Origin of the sequence: Caballeronia mineralivorans PML1(12), assembly GCF_001028175.1 — a bacterium.
Taxonomy (GTDB): Bacteria; Pseudomonadota; Gammaproteobacteria; order Burkholderiales; family Burkholderiaceae; genus Caballeronia; species Caballeronia mineralivorans.
Genome location: NZ_AEJF01000163.1, coordinates 48225 through 67271 on the forward strand (window position 1 = coordinate 48225; position 19047 = coordinate 67271).

The 19047-nt window shown below is 59.4% G+C and carries 22 protein-coding genes; 12 read left to right on the forward strand and 10 right to left on the reverse strand.

Going from position 1 to position 19047, the window contains the following annotated elements; all coding sequences use genetic code 11:
• Positions 1–4: 4 nt before the first annotated feature.
• Complete coding sequence (locus EOS_RS27160) at positions 5–3442, reverse strand: AAA family ATPase (RefSeq protein ID WP_047895275.1); 3438 nt, start codon at positions 3440–3442, stop codon at positions 5–7.
• A complete protein-coding gene (gene sbcD / locus EOS_RS27165; RefSeq protein ID WP_047895276.1) occupies positions 3439–4662 on the reverse strand; it encodes an exonuclease subunit SbcD in 1224 nt (407 codons plus the stop codon). Before sbcD ends, EOS_RS27160 begins: the two co-directional genes overlap by 4 nt.
• Positions 4663–4895: 233 nt before the next feature.
• Here sbcD and EOS_RS27170 point away from each other — a divergent pair, with 233 nt between their 5' ends.
• The 3 genes from EOS_RS27170 to EOS_RS27180 all read left to right on the forward strand — a co-directional run bounded on the left by EOS_RS27170 (position 4896) and on the right by EOS_RS27180 (position 7024).
• Positions 4896–5093, forward strand: a complete 198-nt coding sequence (locus tag EOS_RS27170; RefSeq protein ID WP_047895277.1) for a hypothetical protein — start codon at positions 4896–4898, stop codon at positions 5091–5093.
• Between the two features lie 4 nt (positions 5094–5097).
• The gene (gene dbpA, locus EOS_RS27175) at positions 5098–6480 is read left to right on the forward strand and encodes an ATP-dependent RNA helicase DbpA (RefSeq protein WP_047895278.1); all 1383 of its coding nucleotides are present in this window, start codon (positions 5098–5100) and stop codon (positions 6478–6480) included.
• 361 nt (positions 6481–6841) lie between these two features.
• Positions 6842–7024 (forward strand): hypothetical protein, encoded by a 183-nt coding sequence (locus tag EOS_RS27180; protein ID WP_047895279.1) that lies wholly within the window; start codon positions 6842–6844, stop codon positions 7022–7024.
• A gap of 39 nt (positions 7025–7063) precedes the next feature.
• Here the strand turns inward: EOS_RS27180 and EOS_RS27185 are convergent, their stop codons facing one another.
• A complete protein-coding gene (locus EOS_RS27185; RefSeq protein ID WP_047895280.1) occupies positions 7064–8428 on the reverse strand; it encodes an MFS transporter in 1365 nt (454 codons plus the stop codon).
• 121 nt (positions 8429–8549) lie between these two features.
• On the reverse strand, positions 8550–9482 hold the full coding sequence (locus EOS_RS27190) for a 2-hydroxyacid dehydrogenase (RefSeq protein ID WP_047895281.1): 933 nt from the start codon (positions 9480–9482) through the stop codon (positions 8550–8552).
• Positions 9483–9728: 246 nt separating this feature from the next.
• Here EOS_RS27190 and EOS_RS27195 point away from each other — a divergent pair, with 246 nt between their 5' ends.
• Positions 9729–10055 (forward strand): DUF4148 domain-containing protein, encoded by a 327-nt coding sequence (locus EOS_RS27195; RefSeq protein WP_047895282.1) that lies wholly within the window; start codon positions 9729–9731, stop codon positions 10053–10055.
• Between the two features lie 261 nt (positions 10056–10316).
• Positions 10317–10487, forward strand: a complete 171-nt coding sequence (locus EOS_RS47595; protein ID WP_166681140.1) for a hypothetical protein — start codon at positions 10317–10319, stop codon at positions 10485–10487.
• A 69-nt stretch (positions 10488–10556) separates the two neighbouring features.
• Here EOS_RS47595 and EOS_RS27200 read toward each other — a convergent pair whose 3' ends face one another.
• Together EOS_RS27200 and EOS_RS27205 are read right to left on the reverse strand one after the other, a co-directional pair.
• A complete protein-coding gene (locus EOS_RS27200; protein ID WP_053064062.1) occupies positions 10557–10847 on the reverse strand; it encodes a hypothetical protein in 291 nt (96 codons plus the stop codon).
• A gap of 558 nt (positions 10848–11405) precedes the next feature.
• On the reverse strand, positions 11406–12380 hold the full coding sequence (locus EOS_RS27205; RefSeq protein ID WP_152693183.1) for an NHL repeat-containing protein: 975 nt from the start codon (positions 12378–12380) through the stop codon (positions 11406–11408).
• A 28-nt stretch (positions 12381–12408) separates the two neighbouring features.
• Between EOS_RS27205 and EOS_RS46460 the strand changes: the two genes are divergently transcribed.
• From EOS_RS46460 to EOS_RS27220, 4 genes are all read left to right on the forward strand, one after another.
• Complete coding sequence (locus EOS_RS46460; protein WP_152693184.1) at positions 12409–12693, forward strand: hypothetical protein; 285 nt, start codon at positions 12409–12411, stop codon at positions 12691–12693.
• Between the two features lie 208 nt (positions 12694–12901).
• Entirely contained in the window at positions 12902–13354 is a 453-nt protein-coding gene (locus tag EOS_RS27210) for a MarR family winged helix-turn-helix transcriptional regulator (RefSeq protein WP_047895314.1), read from the forward strand.
• A 113-nt stretch (positions 13355–13467) separates the two neighbouring features.
• Positions 13468–14031: a cysteine hydrolase family protein gene (locus tag EOS_RS27215; RefSeq protein ID WP_047895284.1), complete on the forward strand. Its 564-nt coding sequence runs from the start codon at positions 13468–13470 to the stop codon at positions 14029–14031.
• A gap of 40 nt (positions 14032–14071) precedes the next feature.
• Positions 14072–15337 (forward strand): MFS transporter, encoded by a 1266-nt coding sequence (locus tag EOS_RS27220; RefSeq protein WP_047895285.1) that lies wholly within the window; start codon positions 14072–14074, stop codon positions 15335–15337.
• 82 nt (positions 15338–15419) lie between these two features.
• Here the strand turns inward: EOS_RS27220 and EOS_RS27225 are convergent, their stop codons facing one another.
• The 4 genes from EOS_RS27225 to EOS_RS27240 form a co-directional block, all read right to left on the reverse strand.
• Positions 15420–15803, reverse strand: a complete 384-nt coding sequence (locus EOS_RS27225) for a type II toxin-antitoxin system VapC family toxin (RefSeq protein WP_087882005.1) — start codon at positions 15801–15803, stop codon at positions 15420–15422.
• A gap of 11 nt (positions 15804–15814) precedes the next feature.
• On the reverse strand, positions 15815–16027 hold the full coding sequence (locus tag EOS_RS27230) for an AbrB/MazE/SpoVT family DNA-binding domain-containing protein (protein ID WP_047895287.1): 213 nt from the start codon (positions 16025–16027) through the stop codon (positions 15815–15817).
• Positions 16028–16495: 468 nt separating this feature from the next.
• The gene (locus EOS_RS27235; RefSeq protein WP_235442983.1) at positions 16496–16954 is read right to left on the reverse strand and encodes a hypothetical protein; all 459 of its coding nucleotides are present in this window, start codon (positions 16952–16954) and stop codon (positions 16496–16498) included.
• Between the two features lie 60 nt (positions 16955–17014).
• Positions 17015–17410, reverse strand: a complete 396-nt coding sequence (locus tag EOS_RS27240; RefSeq protein WP_047895315.1) for a hypothetical protein — start codon at positions 17408–17410, stop codon at positions 17015–17017.
• A 141-nt stretch (positions 17411–17551) separates the two neighbouring features.
• Between EOS_RS27240 and EOS_RS27245 the strand changes: the two genes are divergently transcribed.
• The 3 genes from EOS_RS27245 (at position 17552) to vapC (ending at position 18645) form a co-directional block, all read left to right on the forward strand.
• Positions 17552–17872, forward strand: a complete 321-nt coding sequence (locus EOS_RS27245) for a helix-turn-helix domain-containing protein (protein WP_047895289.1) — start codon at positions 17552–17554, stop codon at positions 17870–17872.
• 177 nt (positions 17873–18049) lie between these two features.
• Positions 18050–18244, forward strand: a complete 195-nt coding sequence (locus EOS_RS27250) for a type II toxin-antitoxin system VapB family antitoxin (RefSeq protein ID WP_047895290.1) — start codon at positions 18050–18052, stop codon at positions 18242–18244.
• Positions 18241–18645: a type II toxin-antitoxin system VapC family toxin gene (gene vapC / locus EOS_RS27255; RefSeq protein ID WP_047895291.1), complete on the forward strand. Its 405-nt coding sequence runs from the start codon at positions 18241–18243 to the stop codon at positions 18643–18645. The genes EOS_RS27250 and vapC overlap by 4 nt, the downstream gene beginning before the upstream one ends.
• The last annotated feature ends 402 nt before the right edge of the window (positions 18646–19047 follow it).

Here is a 19047-nt window from a genome sequence, read left to right on the forward strand (position 1 = left end):
CCGGTCACGTGCCCACCACTTCTACCGTAGAAAAACCGATTCCGACGCTTTTCGCCACTCTGATCTGCAACGGAATGCGCTCCTTGAGCGCTTCCACGTGACTGATCACGCCAATCATCTTGCCGCTCGCATTCAAGGAATCGAGCGCGTTCAACGCGATTTCCAATGTCTCGCCATCGAGCGTGCCGAAACCTTCATCGAGGAACAAGGAATCAATCGACGTCTTGAAGCTCACCAGATCCGATAAAGCCAGCGCCAGCGCGAGACTCACCAGGAAACTCTCGCCACCCGAGAGCGTGCGTGTGTCGCGCGCAACGTCGCCTTGCCACATATCGAGTACTTCCATTTCCAGATCCCCGGCGAGTTTGCGATTGAGCTGATAACGCCCATGCAGCTGCACGAGTTGCCGGTTCGCGAGATAGATCAAATGATCGAGCGTCAGGCCTTGAGCGAATTTCCGATACTTCGCGCCATCGGCGGAACCGATCAGGCTGCTCAGGCGCTGCCACAAGTCGTAACGTGTGCGTTGTGCATCGATCTGTTGATACAGCGCCTGCTTTTCCACGCGCAAGCGGTCGTCGTTCTTGAGCGTTGCGCGAAGCTCGCCTTGTTTTTCGCTCAGGCTCTTCGACTTTGCCAGCATGTCGTCGAGCGTACGTTGCAGGGCGTCAACGTCCAGCTCGGTCTTCGGCTCTTTCAGCAATTCCGCACGGCGGTTTTCCGCGGTCGTGCGCAGCGTGCGCACCGTTGTGAGCAGTTCATCGAGTTCGCGCTTCAGCGTTTGCAGGCGCTCGCGTTCTTCATAAGAGAGCAGCGCTTCTTTGAACGCCTGTTCATCGGCGAAGGCGCTCTTGGCGAACGCTTCGGTCCACGTCGCCGATGTTTTCTCCGCGCGCTCCTTGTCTTCGCTCAGGCGCGCCGTCAACGTTCGCTCGGTGCCTTCGAGCAAGCTGGCTTTATCACGTGCGGTGTCGTAGCGTTGTATCGCCGACAAAAACGCTGCATCGGGATTAGCGCTCGCGGCAACAGCTTCGGTTTTCAACTCCACGTAATCCTTCTCACAATCAACACATCGCGCGGACCACTTTGCGGCTTCAACCGATGCGGCTTCGTGCGCGTGCCGCGCGCGATCGGCTTGCTGCGTCAACGCGCGGATTTGCTCCGATGCCTTCTGCCAGGCCCGCCATTCAGCATCGCGCTGCGTGAGCCATTGCTGCCAATGCATCCAGGTATCCGGCCGCGCATAATCCACGGACCTCACCGATTCATCAAGCATCTGCTCTCGCTTGAGCAGCGCGGTTCGCAACGCGTCGGATTGATCGGCGGCTTCTTTCAAGGCCTTTCCCGCTGCGCTTTGTCTTTCTTCGAGCAGCTTCAGTGCGTGTTGGTGGTCGAGCGCAGTTCGCTCCGCCGCATGTCTGGCAGTTTCGTGCTGCTTGATCACCGCGATCTGGTGATCCACGGCTGCGAGGGTTTCCTGCGCCAGCTTCAACGTCGCGGCGTGCGCCTGCATGAGCGCATCGAGTCCGTCATGGTCAACGGCTCCGAGTCCAAGCTCGACGCACAGCTTTCGCCAGCTATCCGCGTGCCGCGCTTCGTCTTCAAGCCATGTATCGATACGCGTTCCAAGCGCCTTGATCTGCGCAGTCAACGCCGCGATAGCGACATCGGTAGCCAGGGCTTCCTTGTTTTTGCTCTGCAATGCGAGTTGTTTGTCCTTCAACGCGTGCTCGGTCGCCGAGACATCGAGCGCGGCATACGCAGTGATGGACGGATGCTCCGTTGATCCGCACAACGGGCACGCTTCGTCGGGTTGCAACGCTGCACGATGCCCGGCGAGATCGAGAATGCGCTGCTCCTGATGCAGCAATTTGCGCTTGTCTTCCACTTGCTCGGTCAGCGTCGCCATGTCTTTTGCAAGACGCTCGCGTTGCTCGTTCAGCGACGCGAGTGATGCATTTTTCCGAGCCTGCTCATCACGGTCAAGCGCGGCTTGGCCGGTTCCGCGTGCAACTATCTCGCCGATATCCATCAGCTTGCCGAACAAATGATGCTGCTCGTTAAGACGCTGGCAACGCGTCTTCAACGCAGCTTCAGTCTCGCCACCCAGCGTGCTCGAAAGCTTTTCATGCTGCTCGCTTTCAGCCTTGCGTGCGTGTTCCGCGGCTGCCACGGCGTCGCGCACAGCAATCTGTTTGGCATCGATCTCGCGTGCCCGCTTGTCGATCTCACCGCTTAGTTCTTTCTGCCTTGCGGCATTCACCTCGATGTCACTTAGCGTTTGCAGGCGCGCGGCGAATTGCTGTTGCCACAGCACAATCCGCTCGCCGAGTTTGCTTCGATGCGGATGTTCGTCGAGTGCGGACTGAACGGTCTTCGTTTCCAGTAACACGCCATTGAGCGCGTCTTCGCGGATCTCGACGACTCGTCGGCTGATCACTGACGCGGATCGCAGGCCGCGCGCGGCATCGAGCGACGCGGCGCGTTTTTCGTCTTTCGAGACCGCCAGTTGACGAGATGTTTCCGCATGCCTTTCACGCGCGGCAAGCATCGCCGTATGATCCGCGCGCAGCTTTTCAGCGGGTTCGCTTTGGGCCAGGCGATCGAGTTGAGGCTTGGCATCGGCGATCTTCGAGTCCGCTTGCCGCTCGTTCACCAGCGCCTGTTCAAGCTGCGTTTGCGCCGCCGACAACGCCAGCCGCCACGCCAGCATCGCGCGTGTTGCATCGAGTTGCTTACCAAGCGCCGCTTCCTGTTCGCCAAGCTTGGTCTGTTCCTGCTGCAAGCCGATGCGTTGTTCCTCGGTCAGCAACTGAACGCCGTCCGCCAGGGCCAGGAGCGTATCCAGCGCAAGCTTCTCGTTGCGCGTCCGTTCGAACACGTTCTGCGAGATCGTGCCGTAGATATCGGTGCCGGTGAGCTCTTCCAGCAACTCGGCGCGCTCGTTCGCCTTCGCTTCGAGGAACGCAGCGAAGCCACCTTGCGCGAGCATCATCGACTTCGTGAAGCGGCCGAAATCGAGGCCGGTAATCTCTTCGACCTTCCTTAACTTGTCGACGATCCGATCAGTCACGATGGTGCCATCGAGACGCGCGAGTTCCACCTTCGGCGCTTGCAGATTGCCATCGGCTTTGTCGCGCGCGCGACGCTGGCTCCAGAACGCCCGATACCCGTCGCCCTTCACCTCGAACTCCACCTCCGCGAGGCATTCGAACGTGTGCCGCGTCATCAGCTCGTTGGTCCCTTGCGAGATAGTGTCCATCCGCGGCGTGCGGTGATAGAGCGCAAGGCAGATCGCGTCGAGCAACGTCGTCTTGCCGGCGCCGGTTGGACCGGTGATCGCGAACAAGCCGTTGTCACGAAACGGCGGCTGACTGAAGTCGATCTTCCACTCGCCCTTTAGCGAGTTCAGATTCCGCAAACGCAACGACAAAATCTTCATTGCGCGTCCGCCTCGCCGATCTCCGCGACGACCTCGCGATACATCGTTAAGAGCTGAGCATGCGTTTCGTCGTCGATGGTTTCAGATTGCAGCCGGCGCGCAAATACATCATCAGGCGTGAGTTCGTTCAAGGTTTCCTTCGCTTGCGATTGCAATGCGTTCAACGCGGAAGAGCGCTCGCGGCGAATGCGCAGTACTTCCACCGGCAGGTTTTCAGTGATTGTCTGGATGCGAGCGTTGAGGTCGCTGAGATAGTCATCGGCGCAGACCACGATTTCGAGCCACACGGTCTCGCCTTCAGCCACCTGAGATGCCACCGCCGCGACTGCCGCCTCAAGCTCCTTCAACGATCCTTTCACTGACATCAGCGGCTGAAAGCACGGCACCTCGAGCACGGTCACGCGCTCAAGGCCGTCCGAAGAAACGTCCACGAGCAGCATCTCTTTTTGCTGCCGCGCTTCATCGAAGCTCAATGCGATGGGCGATCCGCTGTACCGGATGTGCTCGAATCCGCCCACTTTTTGCGGCCGATGAATATGCCCAAGCGCGATGTAATCGGCGGCGGGAAACGCGGCTGTCGGGAACGCTTCCAACGCACCGACATAAATCTCCCGCACCGACTCGCTCGCGCTCGCGCCGACGGTCGTCAAATGCCCGGTCGCGATGATCGGCAAGTGCGCGCCAAGCTCCACGCGCTTGCCTTCGGCCAGCGCGAACAACGCCTGATAGTGCGCATGAATCGCATCTTGCAGCGACTGCTGCTTGTCGCCTGCGCTCTGTCCCGCGAGGCTCTGCAGTACGTCGCGCGCACGGATGAACGGGATTGCGCAGATGATTGCGCCGGGCTTGCCTTCACGTGTATTGAGCACACGAACCTGTTCATTCGGATCGTCACGAACGGAGGGAATCACCACGGTATTCAACGCCGTCAGCAAGTGGCGCGACTCTTCCAGCACGGCGACGGAATCATGATTACCCGCAAGCAGCGTCAAGCCCACGCCCGCGTCACGCAAAGCGAGAATCAGTGTGTAATAAAGCTCGCGGGCATAGCTGGGCGGTGCGCCGGTATCGAAGATATCGCCGGCTATCAGTACCGAATCGACCGCGTGCAGCCGCGTCTGCTCGACCAGCCACGCGATCAGCTTTTGATGTTCGGCCTGGCGTGAATGCCCGAGAAAGTACTGGCCGAGGTGCCAGTCCGAGGTGTGCAGGATTCGCATCGAAGGGTCGGGTTGAAGGCGTTGCCGCGCATGGTTCTAGTGGCTGCCAGTTTAGCCGATCGCCTCGGCCAGCATTGAGCGAGCACCCTGAAAACCCATGCAAAACATCGTAAAACGAGGCAATTGTGGCGTGTACGCGTACACTTCGGCTTCTATTGCGCGGAAACAGCGTGCACTGGCCCTGCCAGCGCCCTTTTCACGCTGCAACTCCATCCATTACGCTCAAATCAATCATGTTTATCTGCCGAAACCAGCCGTGTGGCGCCGAATGGCAACTCGCCGACGTGCTCATCAAGAACGAAGGCCAGGGCCTCATGTTCCGCTGCCCCATGTGTGGCGCGCGCAACAAGGTGCTTCGCCACGACGCGCCCGACGGCACCATCACCTACGAGCAGGACAATTCGGTCCCGCCGAAGCCTGCCGCAAAGTAATCCCATGACTACGCCTACTTCTTTCAGCGCTCTGCCGCTTTCGCCGGCGATGCTGGCGAACCTCGAACAGCTCGGTTATCTCACGATGACCCCGATCCAGGCCGCCAGCCTGCCGATCGCGCTCGCCGGCCACGATCTCATCGCGCAGGCCAAGACAGGCAGCGGCAAGACCGCCGCGTTCGCGTTGCCGCTGCTCGCGAAGATCGATCCGCGGCTGTTTTCCGTGCAGGCGCTCGTGCTGTGCCCGACGCGTGAACTCGCCGATCAGGTGACACAGGAAATCCGCCGGATCGCGCGCGCGGAAGACAACATCAAGATCCTGACGCTGTGCGGCGGCTCGCCGATGCGTCCGCAGATCGCGAGCCTTGAACATGGCTGCCATATTGCCGTGGGAACGCCGGGGCGGATCATGGATCACCTCGAACGCGGCACGCTTCCTTTGACCGCGCTCAAGACGCTGGTCCTTGATGAAGCCGATCGCATGCTCGACATGGGTTTCTTCGACGACATCGTCGCGGTCGTCAAGCAATGCCCGAAGGATCGCCAGACGCTGCTATTTTCCGCGACGTATCCGGAAGGCATCGCCAAGTTGAGTCAGCAATTTCTGCGCAAGCCCCAGGAAATCAAGCTCACCGAGCAGCACACGAATTCGAAGATCAAGCAGCGCTTCTACGAAGTCCACGACAACGAACGCCTGCACGCCGTCGGCCTGTTGCTCGATCACTACCAACCGGTCAGCACGCTCGCGTTCTGCAACACGAAGCAGCAATGCCGCGACTTGCTCGACGTCCTCGTCGCGCAGGGCTTCAACGCACTCGCGCTGCACGGTGAACTGGAACAACGCGAACGCGATCAGGTGCTCGTGCAGTTCGCCAACCGTAGCTGCTCGGTACTGGTCGCAACCGACGTTGCCGCGCGCGGGCTCGATATCGCGCAACTGGAGGCGGTGATCAACGTCGATGTCACGCCCGATCCGGAGATCCACGTGCACCGCATCGGCCGAACGGGCCGCGCGGATCAGGAAGGCTGGGCGCTGAGCCTCGCGAGCATGGACGAAATGGGGCGCGTGGGCACGATCGAACAGGCGCAGAAGAAGGAAGTCGAGTGGCACAAGCTGAGCGAGCTGACGCCGGCGAAGCCCGGTCATCTTCAGCCGCCGATGGCTACGCTGCAGATCCTCGGCGGCCGTAAAGAGAAGATTCGTCCCGGCGATGTCCTCGGCGCGCTCACCGGCGATGCCGGTTTCGAAGGCTCGCAGATCGGCAAGATCAATGTGACGGACATGGTCACGTATGTTGCGGTATCGCGGGACATCGCGGATCAGGCGGTGAAGAAGTTGTCGGCGGGGAAGGTGAAGGGCAAGAAGGTCAAGGTGCGGCGCATTTAAATCAAGCGCCGGGCCTGCAATTTGCACCACGCCGAATGGAGACCCACAACGAGATGCATAACTTCAATCGAAGAAACCAGGGATAGGAGCAATCCGATAGCTGGGATCCGATAGCTGGGCGGGAAAGCGTCATTTAGCGAGCGCGAATCGGATCGGCGAGTGGCCGGTGCGAGTGAAGAAACCGGCGGGTGGGCGCAGGAAGATTGGCGTTGTATGGGCGGGCGGTCCGACGTTCGGCAACGATCAATTTCGTTGGATGCCGTTCGCCGCGTGCTCACCTTTCGCCGATGTCGCGAATACCGAATGGTTTTCGCTGTAAAAGGGCGCCGCGCGCGACCAGCTCTCGCAGCCCGATTGCGCGTTGAAGCGCCATGATCTGACGGACGACATCCACGATTTCGCCGATACCGCCGCGCTGATCGAACAACTCGATCTCGTGATGACGGTGCATACATCGGTTGCTCATCTGGCCGGTGCGTTCGGCAAGCTGGGCGACTGGAGCGCGCCGGTGGTGCAGGCGAAAGCGGCGCTGACGGCGGGCTGATCGTCGCCCGCTTGCCGGTCGGCCAATGGCCTGAACGACCTATTCCCCAACCGGCCGCATCGTTTCAGTGGCTTTGTCGCGGGTAATCAGCCGCAAGCCGCTTGCGATACTCGCCACGCCTGCGAATCCCGCACCGATCGCGAGCGCCAACGCCGGTCCATGATGTCCCGCAATACCGAAGCTCAGCGCGACCAGCGCCGCGCCGGTAGCCTGACCGATCAGCCGGGCCGTCGCCACCACGCCGCTTGCACCGCCGCTGCGCTCGCGCGGCGCGCTCGCCATCAACGCCTTCAGATTGGGCGATTGAAAAAACCCGAAGCCCGCGCCGCAGATGGCCATGCGGATACAGATGTCGAGGGCATGGGGATGAGCCGGCAACAATGCCAGTGACGCCATCCCCGCGCACATGATCGCGAGCCCGACGCCGCCAAGCAGCCCCGGCTGATATCGATCCGATAAACGTCCGGCGACCGGCGCCAGCAACGCCACCATGACCGACCACGGCGTCATCAGGAAGCCGGTTTCCACCTGAGTGCGCCCGAGCACGCTTTCGAAATAGAACGGCAGCGAAACGAACGCCAGCCCTTGCGCGGCGAACGAGCAAACGGCAGTCGCCGTGGATAACGCGAACATCGGCCGCTTGAAGAGATCGACGGGGAGCATCGGCGCCGGATGACCGCGTTCCCGACGCAGCATCAAGCCGCCCGCCACTGCCGTTATCGCGAGCGCGATCAACACGATATGCGCGGGCGCGCGCTGCGCTGCTTCGCCGAGTGCGAACACCAGCGCGGCGAACGTGACCACGTTCAGCCCTGCCGCCACGCGATCGAAGCCGTGCTTCGCGCGCGGCGTTTGGGGCAACGCCGGCCAGCCGATAAACAGCGCCAGCAACCCCACCGGCAGGTTCACCGCGAATAGCCACGGCCAGGGCCCAAGCGAGAGCACGATGGACGCGACCGTCGGCCCGACCGCGAACGATATCCCCACGACCAGCGCGTTCAGCCCAAATCCGCGCCCGAGCCGGTGATGCGGATAGATCGCTCCGATCAGCGCCGTGTTCACGCTCATCACCGCGCTTGCGCCAATCCCTTGCAGCAGCCGCGCCGCGGTCAACGATGGCAGCGACCACGACAGCGCGCAGGTCAGCGACGCCACGAGGAACAGAATCAGCCCGCCCAGATAAATCTTCCGATGCCCGACGATGCCACCCAGCGCCGCGAACGGCAGCAGCGTGGCCACCATGGCGAGCTGATACGCGTTGATGATCCAGACGGACGAGGCCGGCGTTGCGTGGAGATCGGCGGCGATCGCAGGCAGTGCCGTATTCGCGATGGCGGTATCGAGTGTGGCGAGTGAAACGGCCAGCAGAATCGCCGCCATGGCGCGACGCTGAAGCGCGGTCATGGGGCCGTCGGTGGGAAAAGTGGTCTGGTCTGACACGGTTTTTAGTATGGAGCGTGATCGGCGATAGTCCGACACGATACGGGATCGTGGCGAAGCTTGCCGGGCACCCCCGTGGCAGCTTTCAAACAGGTGTCAGTACGGCGTTGCCGGCAAAGTGCCGCGTGGCGTTATCGACGAACATCTGCACCGATGCGGCCACGGCTTCCGGCGAGCGCCCACCCACATGCGGCGTCAGCACCACGCGCTCCGAGGCCGTGAGCAACGCTGGCGGCGCGGGTTCGCCTTCGTAGACATCGAGTCCTGCGCCCGCTATCACGCCGCGTTCGAGGGCATCTGCCAGAGCGGCGGTATCGACGACACTGCCGCGCGCCACGTTCACCACGTAGCCGTGCGAGCCGAGCGCGGCGAGTACGCTGGCGTCGATCAGATGTTTCGTCGATGCGCCGCCCGGCGTCGCGACCACGAGGTAGTCGGCCCATTCGGCCAGCGCGATCACCGAGTCGAAGTACGTGTACGCCGTGTCCGGTTGCGGCTGGCGATTGTGATAACCGATCTCGATATCGAAGCCTTGCGCTCTTTTCGCCACCTTCCTGCCGATGTTGCCTAGTCCGATCACGCCGAGTTTCTTGCCCGAGAAGTTGGGCTGAAACGGCAGGTCGTCGCGCCAGAAGCCTGCCCGGCACGCGCGGTCGAGCACGGGGATCTGGCGGACGACGCCGAGCAGCAGCGCGAAGGCGTGATCGGCGACGCAATCGTCGTTGGTTCCGGCGCCATTCACCACGACGATACCGCGCGCCTGCGCCGCGTCCCGAGCGATGTTTTCGTAGCCCGCGCCTAGCGCGCCGATCAGCTCGAGATTCGGGAGTTTCGCGATCGAGCTTGCATCGAAGCCGATGGTGCCGTTGGTCAGGACAGCGCGGATTTCGCTCGCGTGATCGGTGAGGGCTTTATCGAGGGCGGGTTGATCGAGGGCTGTAATGACGTTGAAGGCGGTGGCGACGGTGGTTTGGTTTTCAGGACGAAGCGGGACCACGACGAGGACAGTGGGGAGCATGGGCGCGAGGGGTTGGAGGAGCGAAGTTCGAAGTTTCGCATTTTTGGAGTTTTGACGGGAACAGGCGGGCGAGGCGATTGAATTCAAACCGTGAACCCCTCAAACCATACATAGGGTTTACACCTAAAACCACAATAATCTCTTGCGGGGACAGTCCTTAATTTTGGGAGACGGCTTACCTACACTGAAGTCACAGAACGCGAACAAGGTTGTTCGCGGCAAAACAAAGATTCGGAGGTAAGTATCATGAAATCACTCATTCAAGCCCTTGTAGTTGCCGCAGTGCTCGCCGTCCCGGCTGTGTCGTTTGCTCAATCGACTCAATCGAACCAACCGCTGACCCGCGCTGAAGTGAAGGCACAACTGATCCAGATCGAAAAGGCCGGCTACAACCCGGCGACAGCGAACGATTACGACTACCCAGCCAACATTCAAGCTGCGGAAGCGCGCGTTGCCGCGCAAAACGGCGGAGCCAGCAGCTACGGCGGCGTGGCGAACGGTACGTCGGATTCCGGAGCCGCTGTCCAGTCCGCGTTCGGCGACAACGTGCGCTCGGTGTACATGGGTCATTAATCATCATGCAATGCGCCAGGGCGCTGGCGACTGAGCGTATCCGGGTCGCCGCGCAGTGTGTCGCGAGCGCGCAGAATCCTGGCGCGCCTCCTTTATAAAAGTGAATTTGCACCTCCTCCAACGGGTTCAATCCCGGTGGACTTGCCCAGCTTCAATGGTTGGGCTTTTTTGCATGTACGGCGCTCACATGCGGCAGAACTCGCATTTCAAACGGCGTGACCTAAAATGTAAGCAGGTTGTGACGTATTAAAGGAGGCGGCCATGACTCAGTCGATGATCGGTTTTGTGGTGGGCCTGGCGGTCCTGATAGTCATTGCAGCTGTGTTGGGTCGCCGGTATCGACGCGACCATCCGGAGGATCCCAGCGCATCGCTGCGTATGCGTGAGTGGCTCGATACGCATCACATGAGCTGGCTGCACCATAAGCATTAATGCGGCTCTAAAAAAGAAAAAGCCCACTCGCAACGCGCAGTGGGCAAAGAAAAATAGGGTGGCGAAATATCATGGCACCGATCCGGATGCGCACGTTGCTGCGGTGCGGTTCGTGTCTGGTTCCCCAGTAACAATCGGTTTCAATACGCGCGGGCGTCTTCGTCCGTCGACCTCCGCTTTTCCATATTCGATGGCAAATCGACAGGCGTCGTCTGCCTCGCTGAAGTGGCCCAATACGCCCGACGCCCAGCGCGCGCCATTCGGTTTCGTGACGATGACCATCGACGCAAAACTGCCGCGCTCGCCTGCGGCAAGGGGCACCAGGACATGATCGTTATAGTTGAGTGGAATGGCGTGCATTCGGCCTCCTCGTTAAACGAAATTTTCGATCTTTGATTTTCTCGTGTCGGGGTAAACGCGGTTGTTAGTAATTGAAAAAAAAGGAAACAACACGTGCAAAAAAGCGCGCACCTGCTGGGCAAGGGTGTGAACGAAACACCTTGCAAGGGAGCCATTTTGCAAAATTTCAAAAACACAATGCTTACAGAGAATGGTCTCATGTGAGCGGTTTTTTATTACGCGACGATGAAATCGACCGTGCACACGCGAAAGTTTTGCGCTGAAATATTTTTGTCGTAAAAGATAAGGATTACGTAGGGTTATTGAGCGTAGTAGCCAGACGGATTGTTATCGATCCGCTCAGCGCGATCGCCTCTCGTCTTCTCATCGCGCGGATTGGTTTCACGCCGCTGAATCTTTAGCCGTCATTTCGTGGGAGGGATGCAAATTGGCGCCATCAGACCATTCGCGTGGGTCACACGGCACTTCCCATCGCCCAGCATGTAGCGCCACATTACCGGCACGCGCAAGGACATTCAGTCTCTTGAATCGTGGCGCACATTGGCGAGTCGCTACCGCTTAGAACGAAACCTTGAAAATCTGCGCTCCCAATCCTTGCGTGCCCAGATACAGATTGTTGTTCTTGTCTAACGCCAGGGACGAGATGCGGTCCGTAGAACCTGAGAACGGGTAAGCGGTAACTGTGCCGTTCACCGCCGTGCGATAAATCATTTGTATGTCCGCGGTATAGATGTTGCCGGCCGGATCAATGGCAAGCGTGCTGCCCGGAACTCGCGTGAGCGGCGTGATTGTCGTCACAGTTCCATTCGCAGCGATTTTTCGGAATATGCCTGGACTTGCCACATAGAGATTGTCGTTTGCGTCGATTCCTAAATCGCTAGTGTTTAATGTGAGCGTCGCGGCGGTACCGATTCCGTCCGCGTTTCCGGCCGTCCCGTTCCCAGCAAAAACAGTCCAGCCATTGGGCGGGCTGAATTTGACGATGCGGTTATTTATCTGATCGGCCAGGAACAGGTTTCCCTTGCTGTCGACGACAAGTCCGCCAAATCCAACGCCGATGTTGGAGGTTGACGTCTCCCAGTTCGGATACAGGCTCAGCAGGGCTCCGGATGCCGTCATTTCGTTGATTGACGCGCCAAATGTTGCGGGCGAAATGGATGCCAACGCCACGCTGGCGCCAGACCCATAGATGTTGTTAGCCGTGTCGATGGCGATGCCGTCCCACTCATAGGGCTGAGCTGCGGCGGACACCGTTGTCACAACCCCTTGTGGCGTGACTTTCCTGAGCGCTCCCTTGTCCGAGAAGATCACGTTTCCGTCGTTATCGACGGCAAGATGACCTCCTCCACGCAGGATTGCAGCGGCTCCCGTTCCATCTTTGATCGTGGGCGCGGACGTGGAGCCGGCGGTTACGGTCGCCGATCCTGCAAGAGCCGTAACCGTGAGCGGAGCGGTCGAGACATTGGCATTCGATGTTTGTCCGGTGGTGACCAGATTGGTCGCGGGACCGGTTGCGCTTGCCGGCACATTCACCGTTGCGCCGACTTGCGTGGAGACCCTGTTGGACGATCCGTTGATGGTGATACTGCTGCCGTTTGGCGACGTAACGATTGCGCCTGAAGGCACCATCACCGATTCGTTCGCCGCCATTGTCACGGCCGCCCCTGCTGCCACTGTGGCCGACCCTGTCGTGCCGGGACCGGTAGCCGTCGAATTACCGCCGCCGCAGGCGACCAGCATCGCACTGACGCATGATACAAAAATGGCGCGCAAGAAAATCGTCATATTTCTTCGTTCCCTAATAAATGCGGAAGAATACAACGGCGTTTCTTTATGGGATTGCTGACGGTCGGGATCTGGTGTTACGAATAATTACCTTCATTGAACCGACCTTGTTCTCAATGAACGGCTCTATGTCGCTGCGGGTGAAATGTTCGCCTCAATTGCTTATTCGCCTCGGCGCCGTGATGCCCATTGCGCGTCGACATCCAATTATGAAGGAAAACTTTGTAGTTTGACTTTGCATCTGCTAAGGTATGGACATGAACACAACCATGAAAAAGCAACAGGGCGATCCCGAAGCGGCGCATGCGTTGGCTGTCGCAGGGGAACTGCGCGTGGTGCTCGGCAAGTTGAAGCGGAAGCTGCGTGAAGAGGCGAGTCTGGGAGATTTCACCTTGTCCCAGATGTCGGTTCTCAGCCGACTGGAGCGCGAAGGTCCCGCGACAGTCACCACGCTCGCACGCGCTGAAGGCGTGCGCCCGCAATCCATGGGCGCCACCGTTTCCGCTCTGGAAACGGCCGGGTTCGTGAGTGGCGCACCGGACCCGACCGACGGCCGTCAAACCATTTTGTCCCTCACCACCGCCTGCCGGCAATGGATCAAGGCTAGCCGCGCAGCGCGGGAAGACTGGTTGTTCCGTGCCATTCGAACCAAGCTCACGGCGGGGGAGCAAGAGCAGCTCGCGCTCACAGTGGAGCTGCTTAACAGGCTCGTCGATTCGTAACCAAGCTGACTCGCCAAATACCGCCGCGTTCCTCAGCGCTGAACTCAGCGATATCCCTTTGTCGCGCCTCATTGCCGACGCGCCGTAGTCCAAATCACAGGAAGGAGAACACCTTGGCACTCACTACGCTTGACCCAAAGACCGCTCTTGTTGTCATCGATTTGCAAAAGGGCATCGTCTCGCTTCCCACCGCGCATCCCGTCGATGCAGTCATCAAGCACGCCAGCGCGTTGATCGACGCGTTCCGCAGTCATGGCCTGCCTGTCGTGCTCGTCAACGTTGCCGGCGGCGCGCCGGGCCGCACGGAACAGGCTCGTAACCTCGCCGGCCTTCCCGCCGACTGGGCCGATCTCATCCCGGAGCTCAAGCAACAGCCGGAAGATCACATCGTGACGAAGCGGACGTGGGGTGCGTTCACGAACACCGGTCTCGATGAGCATCTCAAGAAGCTGGGTGTCACGCAGGTCGTTGTCGCCGGAGTGGCTACGAGCATTGGTGTCGAGTCGACTGCACGTTACGCACACGAGCAAGGGTTCAACGTGACGCTCGCCATCGACGCCATGACCGACATGAACGCCGATGCCCACGCCAACAGCATCGCGCGGATTTTCCCGAGGCTGGGCGAAACCGGCACGACCCGGGAGATCATCGAACTGCTTGGCAGCACCCGCGCGTGACCTACTCCAACACGCTAAGTGCCGCCTCGGGGGCTGTCCGGTGAAAGGCACCTTCCGTTCGTTAGAGAGCTTCAACTATCGGGTCTGGGCCGGCGGCGCGATCGTATCCAATATCGGGACGTGGATGCAGCGCACTGCCCAGGATTGGCTCGTGCTCACGCAGCTGACTCGCCACAATGCGACTGCGGTTGGCATGGTCATGGCGCTCCAGTTCGGCCCGCATCTTCTCTTGCTGCCCTTTACCGGTTTTGCGGCCGATCATCTTGACCGGCGCAAGCTCCTGATCGCTACTCAGGCAGCCTTGGGAACACTCGCGCTCGGACTGGGTATCCTCACGGTCGCCGGATTGGTTCAGTTGTGGCACGTGTACGTGTTTGCGTTCTTGCTTGGCAGCGTCAGTGCGTTCGATGCGCCCGCGCGCCAGACTTTCGTGTCGGAACTGGTTGGGGAAGCCGATTTGTCGAACGCGGTGGCGCTGAACTCCACATCGTTTAATGCCGCGCGGATGATCGGTCCGGCCATTGCCGGTGTGCTTATCGCGTCGGTGGGTTCGGGGTGGGTATTCCTGATCAACGCGGCGTCGTTTGTCGCGGTGCTCTGCTCACTGGGGTTCCTTCGCGTTGGCGAATTTCATCAGAGCAAAAGGGCTGTCCGAGGCCGGGGGAGTCTCGCTGAAGGGGTTCGTTATGTCTGGAAACGCCCCGACCTGAAAGCGGTCCTTCTGATGCTTTTTCTGATCGGCACGTTCGGACTCAACTTCCCGATTTTCATCTCGACGATGTCCGTCACGGTCTTTCATGCCGGAGCGAGTCAATACGGGCTCCTGAGCTCGATCATGGCGATCGGAACAGTCGCTGGTGCGCTGCTCGCCGCGAGGCGGGCGAAACCCGGCATTGCCGTGCTGTTCGCCGGTGCTGCGATCTTCGGGGCCGGTTGCGCGCTGGCGGCGATCGCGCCGAGCTACGGGCTCTTTGGTCTCGCTCTCGTGGTCATCGGCGTGTCCGCGCAAACTGTTACCACGACGACGAACAGCACGATGCAACTGTCGACCGAGCCCGCGATGCGCGGGCGCGTGATGGCGATCTTTTTGGCCATCGCGTTAGGAGGCACGCCTCTGGGCGCGCCGGTTGTCGGTTGGGTCGCCGATACATTCGGCCCGCGCTGGGCGCTTGGCGTTGCCGCTGCGTCGGGGTTTGCGGCGGCGATCGTCGGGATTCGATATCTGGCGAAGTATCGTCAGTTGCGCGTGTTCATCGATGCCGGGAGGCTGCGGTTTAGTATCGACGACAGCGATGCTGTGGCGTGAGCTAATGAAGAGGATGACTCCCAGTAACCACGGCTGTATCTGAATCCGATCGGATCGGAAATGTCGGCACCCGGGCAGCGGGTCACAAGTGGGCCGGCTTTGGGGAAAACACAGTGTCCGGCAGGTCCTTGAAATGCGCGTCACATGTGAGCAGATCCGCACCCTGCTGCTGCGCTGTCGCATAGACGATTGCATCCGCTGTCGCCAACTTGTGCGCCCGGTGCAGGTCGGCCGCCAGCAATGCAGTGGCGGTGTCCAGAGGGACGACCACGCATTTTTGCGTGTAAGCAATAACCTGATCGGCTTGTTCTTCACCGACTTCGCGCACCAGCCATTTTGACAATTCAAGCTGTACGATCGTCGGCACAACGCAGCGAGATTTGTCTGGAAATTCCTTGCTCAGTTTTTTGCCTAACGCACTGCCGACAAGCCACTCGATCCAGGCCGAGGTATCGATCACGCGCATTGATGTCGCCATTAGTAACGGTCCTCGCGGTCGCGGTAGCCGTCTTTCTTGGCGCCCTTCGCGATACCCGCCAGTTGCTCCAATTCGGGTACCGGCATAACCAGCACGCCTTTGCCCTTTGGAATGAACACGAACTCTTGCCCGGCCTCCCAATGCTGTTGTTCACGCACCGCCTTGGGAATGGAGATCTGAAATTTGCTGGATAGTGTTGCAGTGGCGGTCATGATCTTGCCTCGCAGTGATCGATATGTATTTGGTAAGAATATACCCGTTTCCGCAGTCCATGGAATGGCCAGAAATGCACATCACGTCGCATTACTGGCAATCTTTATGTGGTTCGTCTCTTCGAGGCAGAATTTTCGGATCGTTCGATGCATCACGCTAATTCCACCATTGAGCGCGTAGACAGGTATCGGCCTGGACCGAAGCAGGGATTTCGCGCGGTGGAGGAATTCGTCTTCCGGGTTCAGGGGCGGGAGGTCGAATATCCCGCCTCATTTCACGCTGAACCTGGCCAGCCCGTGAAAGTTGGGCGGCGACAATGATTAGGTCACGAGCGGACTTCCCAATTGTCGCGCACCAGACGGCCGAGCTTGCCGCGTAAGCTCGCCAGCACGTGGGCCACCGCTTTCACTCGCTGACTGCGCCAAGCCGTCTTGCCACCAGCCGGGGTGCAGGCTCTTCTTCCCCGTCTATGAGCGCTGGGGCGTATCCAATGCCACACGCATGATGGATTGCCCGCGCGAGATTGCATTTGCGCCAGGTGGCTCAAGCCGTACGAGAAAGTCGACGTCTGGTTCCGTGAGCTTCGCGAGTTGTTCCTGTACGGCACCGAGCCGGATGAGACACTGGACATGCCAGTTCAGTCCGACCATGAGCCAGTCTGTCACGCCGTTCCACTCGCTCAGCAGAATGGTGCCGGTCGTTCCGTGTTCTTCGGCGAATCTCTCGATGCGTTTCTCGATGACACGAACATCGTCTCGAGCAACGGTGCCTGCAATGCGCAGTGAAACGGTGTGCGAAACCTTGTCGTGCGAAAGATATACTTCTGCGATGCCGGCCAGATGCCGTGAGACGCTTTCGATATCTTCCGCCTCGATATCGTGCTGCACTGACATCGAACCCGAGAGGATATATAACGATTTTTCCAATGTAGACCTCGCGATGACTACCGTCATACATTCGACCGTTTGGGGGATTGCCGTTGCCGCTTACTGGTCAGGTGCCAGGAACAGCTTGAGGATGAATGCCTGGCGCTCCAGCACGGCATTCAGTTGTGCATGAAGGTCGTCAAGTTCAGCGAGCAGGTCGACATGAGATGCGAGCCCCAGCGGGACGAACGAGGGCTCTCCGTATCGGAGGCGGCTGAAGATTGCGCCTGCCATGGCCCATTTGCGTGCGAACTGCTCAAGTGCATCTTCGACCGATTGTTGTTCGTCTTGCTGGAGCGCGCCGCGTACGCGGAGGACGAGTGAATGGGTAAGAGCGTCCGTTGCGAAGTAGACGTGGGCCGGCCTCGCGATGCTTTCGGCGAACTGCTGGGCGTGGATGTGCTTGAAGTCCGCGCGAACCGGTAGCGCGCCCCGTATTTCGTAATTGGCTGCCATGGTGACCCTCTGGGAAAGGGAGCGCGAGACGACCGATTGACGGATGGAGACCGGCTGCCGGGCGCGGGGGTATATCAATCGAATGTCTGTAGAGTCAATTTTAGTATCGTTTGATACTTTGTCAAGAGGAAAACCTGTCAAATGGATGTGTTCGGGGAGCGGCTAAAGAGTGAGCGCTCGCGTCTGGGCCTGAATCAGGCGGAGTTTGCAGCCTTAGGCGGCGTGAAACAGCACGCGCAGTTTCAGTACGAGAAGGGCATGAGGCGACCGAACTCCGATTACCTGAGCGCGATTACTGCGGCGGGCGTGGATGCCTACTATCTCCTCACGGGAGAAAAGGCATCTCGTCTTGAGAATGAAGATGAACAGCGAGTAGTCGCGGGACTTCGTGAGCTCGACGCAGGTAAACGTGCGGCGCTCTTGACGTTAATTGAAGCGTTCACTGACTTACCGCAACAATAGGCTCATGGCTACTGAGACCTCCTTCGGAAGCTTTCATCAACGCTAAGCGCGCCAAGTTCCGCCATTAACTGTCTCCCGTGACCGTGCTGTGCCGGCCGACCTGGCTGCTCGAATGAAATTTGCGTAAATTCGAGATGTGTATAATTTGAAGAGACTATACACATTGCGAGGTATACCATGCGCACCAACATCGAAATCGACGACAGGCTGATGGCCGAAGCGCTTGCAGCGACAGGCATCAAGACCAAGCGGGAGGCTGTCGAACTCGGCCTGAAGACGATCATCCGGCTCAAGCAGCAGGAACAGATCCGTCAGTTTCGGGGGAAGCTTCACTGGGAAGGCGATCTTGATGCAATGAGAACGGATCGATGACGCTTGTCGATTCGAGCGTCTGGATCGATTATTTTCGGGGCGTGACCTCGCCGGAAACCGACAAACTCGACGCCATGCTGGGCACGGAAGCGCTGCTGACCGGTGACCTGATCGTGGCGGAAGTGCTGCAGGGCTTCTCGGCCGAGTCCGAATTCAACACAGCCAGGCAACTGATGACGACGCGCCTGAGCGTTGTGTCGCTCGTCGGCCCTGATAACGCTGTTCAGGCTGCGCGAAATTACCGTGCCTTGAGAGCGCAGGGCGTGACGATCCGGAAAACCATCGATACGCTGATCGCAACTTACTGCATCGAGAATGGCGTTTCGCTGTTGTTCAGCGACAGGGACTTCAATCCTTTTGTCGATTACCTAGGCCTTAGATCAGCGGCACTGGACGACTGATCAGGCCGAGGATTGCGTCACTTCGAAAGACGGCATCCAGTCCGCGTTCGACGGCGAAAAAAAATCTGCCGATATACGCAGTGATAGCGCTCGCGCCACTCTTATGTAGCCGGCAAGACTAATGCTGCGGTATGCGTGCGCGGGTCCAGCGAAGCGGAACTGTTTACTATTACTTTGATGTCGGCGGGACACCGCGGCGCGAGATTCCGCTGGCGACAAACTTGCTTAGCGAGGTCCACGTTCGGCTAGAAACATTGCGAGAAGTCAGCGAGATGCTCGGTTGACAAGGACATGTTTCCGGCAGATTGCGCTATTCGATTTAAACGGGCCGACCGATCGATGGGACCATGTGGATGATAGCTGTGTCATGGAAATATACATTCCGTCGATTTCCACCGAATT

What these genes read in the sequence shown, in the direction of transcription:
- EOS_RS27185 (WP_047895280.1), bottom strand. Translation starts at nt 8,428, where the DNA reads ATGACCGCGCTTCAGCGTCGCGCCATGGCGGCGATTCTGCTGGCCGTT.
- EOS_RS27195 (WP_047895282.1), top strand. Translation starts at nt 9,729, where the DNA reads ATGAAATCACTCATTCAAGCCCTTGTAGTTGCCGCAGTGCTCGCCGTC.
- EOS_RS27170 (WP_047895277.1), top strand. Translation starts at nt 4,896, where the DNA reads ATGTTTATCTGCCGAAACCAGCCGTGTGGCGCCGAATGGCAACTCGCC.
- EOS_RS27250 (WP_047895290.1), top strand. Translation starts at nt 18,050, where the DNA reads ATGCGCACCAACATCGAAATCGACGACAGGCTGATGGCCGAAGCGCTT.
- vapC (WP_047895291.1), top strand. Translation starts at nt 18,241, where the DNA reads ATGACGCTTGTCGATTCGAGCGTCTGGATCGATTATTTTCGGGGCGTG.
- sbcD (WP_047895276.1), bottom strand. Translation starts at nt 4,662, where the DNA reads ATGCGAATCCTGCACACCTCGGACTGGCACCTCGGCCAGTACTTTCTC.
- EOS_RS47595 (WP_166681140.1), top strand. Translation starts at nt 10,317, where the DNA reads ATGACTCAGTCGATGATCGGTTTTGTGGTGGGCCTGGCGGTCCTGATA.
- EOS_RS27190 (WP_047895281.1), bottom strand. Translation starts at nt 9,482, where the DNA reads ATGCTCCCCACTGTCCTCGTCGTGGTCCCGCTTCGTCCTGAAAACCAA.
- EOS_RS27245 (WP_047895289.1), top strand. Translation starts at nt 17,552, where the DNA reads ATGGATGTGTTCGGGGAGCGGCTAAAGAGTGAGCGCTCGCGTCTGGGC.
- EOS_RS27210 (WP_047895314.1), top strand. Translation starts at nt 12,902, where the DNA reads ATGAAAAAGCAACAGGGCGATCCCGAAGCGGCGCATGCGTTGGCTGTC.
- EOS_RS27240 (WP_047895315.1), bottom strand. Translation starts at nt 17,410, where the DNA reads ATGGCAGCCAATTACGAAATACGGGGCGCGCTACCGGTTCGCGCGGAC.
- EOS_RS27230 (WP_047895287.1), bottom strand. Translation starts at nt 16,027, where the DNA reads ATGACCGCCACTGCAACACTATCCAGCAAATTTCAGATCTCCATTCCC.
- EOS_RS27160 (WP_047895275.1), bottom strand. Translation starts at nt 3,442, where the DNA reads ATGAAGATTTTGTCGTTGCGTTTGCGGAATCTGAACTCGCTAAAGGGC.
- EOS_RS27200 (WP_053064062.1), bottom strand. Translation starts at nt 10,847, where the DNA reads ATGCACGCCATTCCACTCAACTATAACGATCATGTCCTGGTGCCCCTT.
- EOS_RS27225 (WP_087882005.1), bottom strand. Translation starts at nt 15,803, where the DNA reads ATGCGCGTGATCGATACCTCGGCCTGGATCGAGTGGCTTGTCGGCAGT.
- dbpA (WP_047895278.1), top strand. Translation starts at nt 5,098, where the DNA reads ATGACTACGCCTACTTCTTTCAGCGCTCTGCCGCTTTCGCCGGCGATG.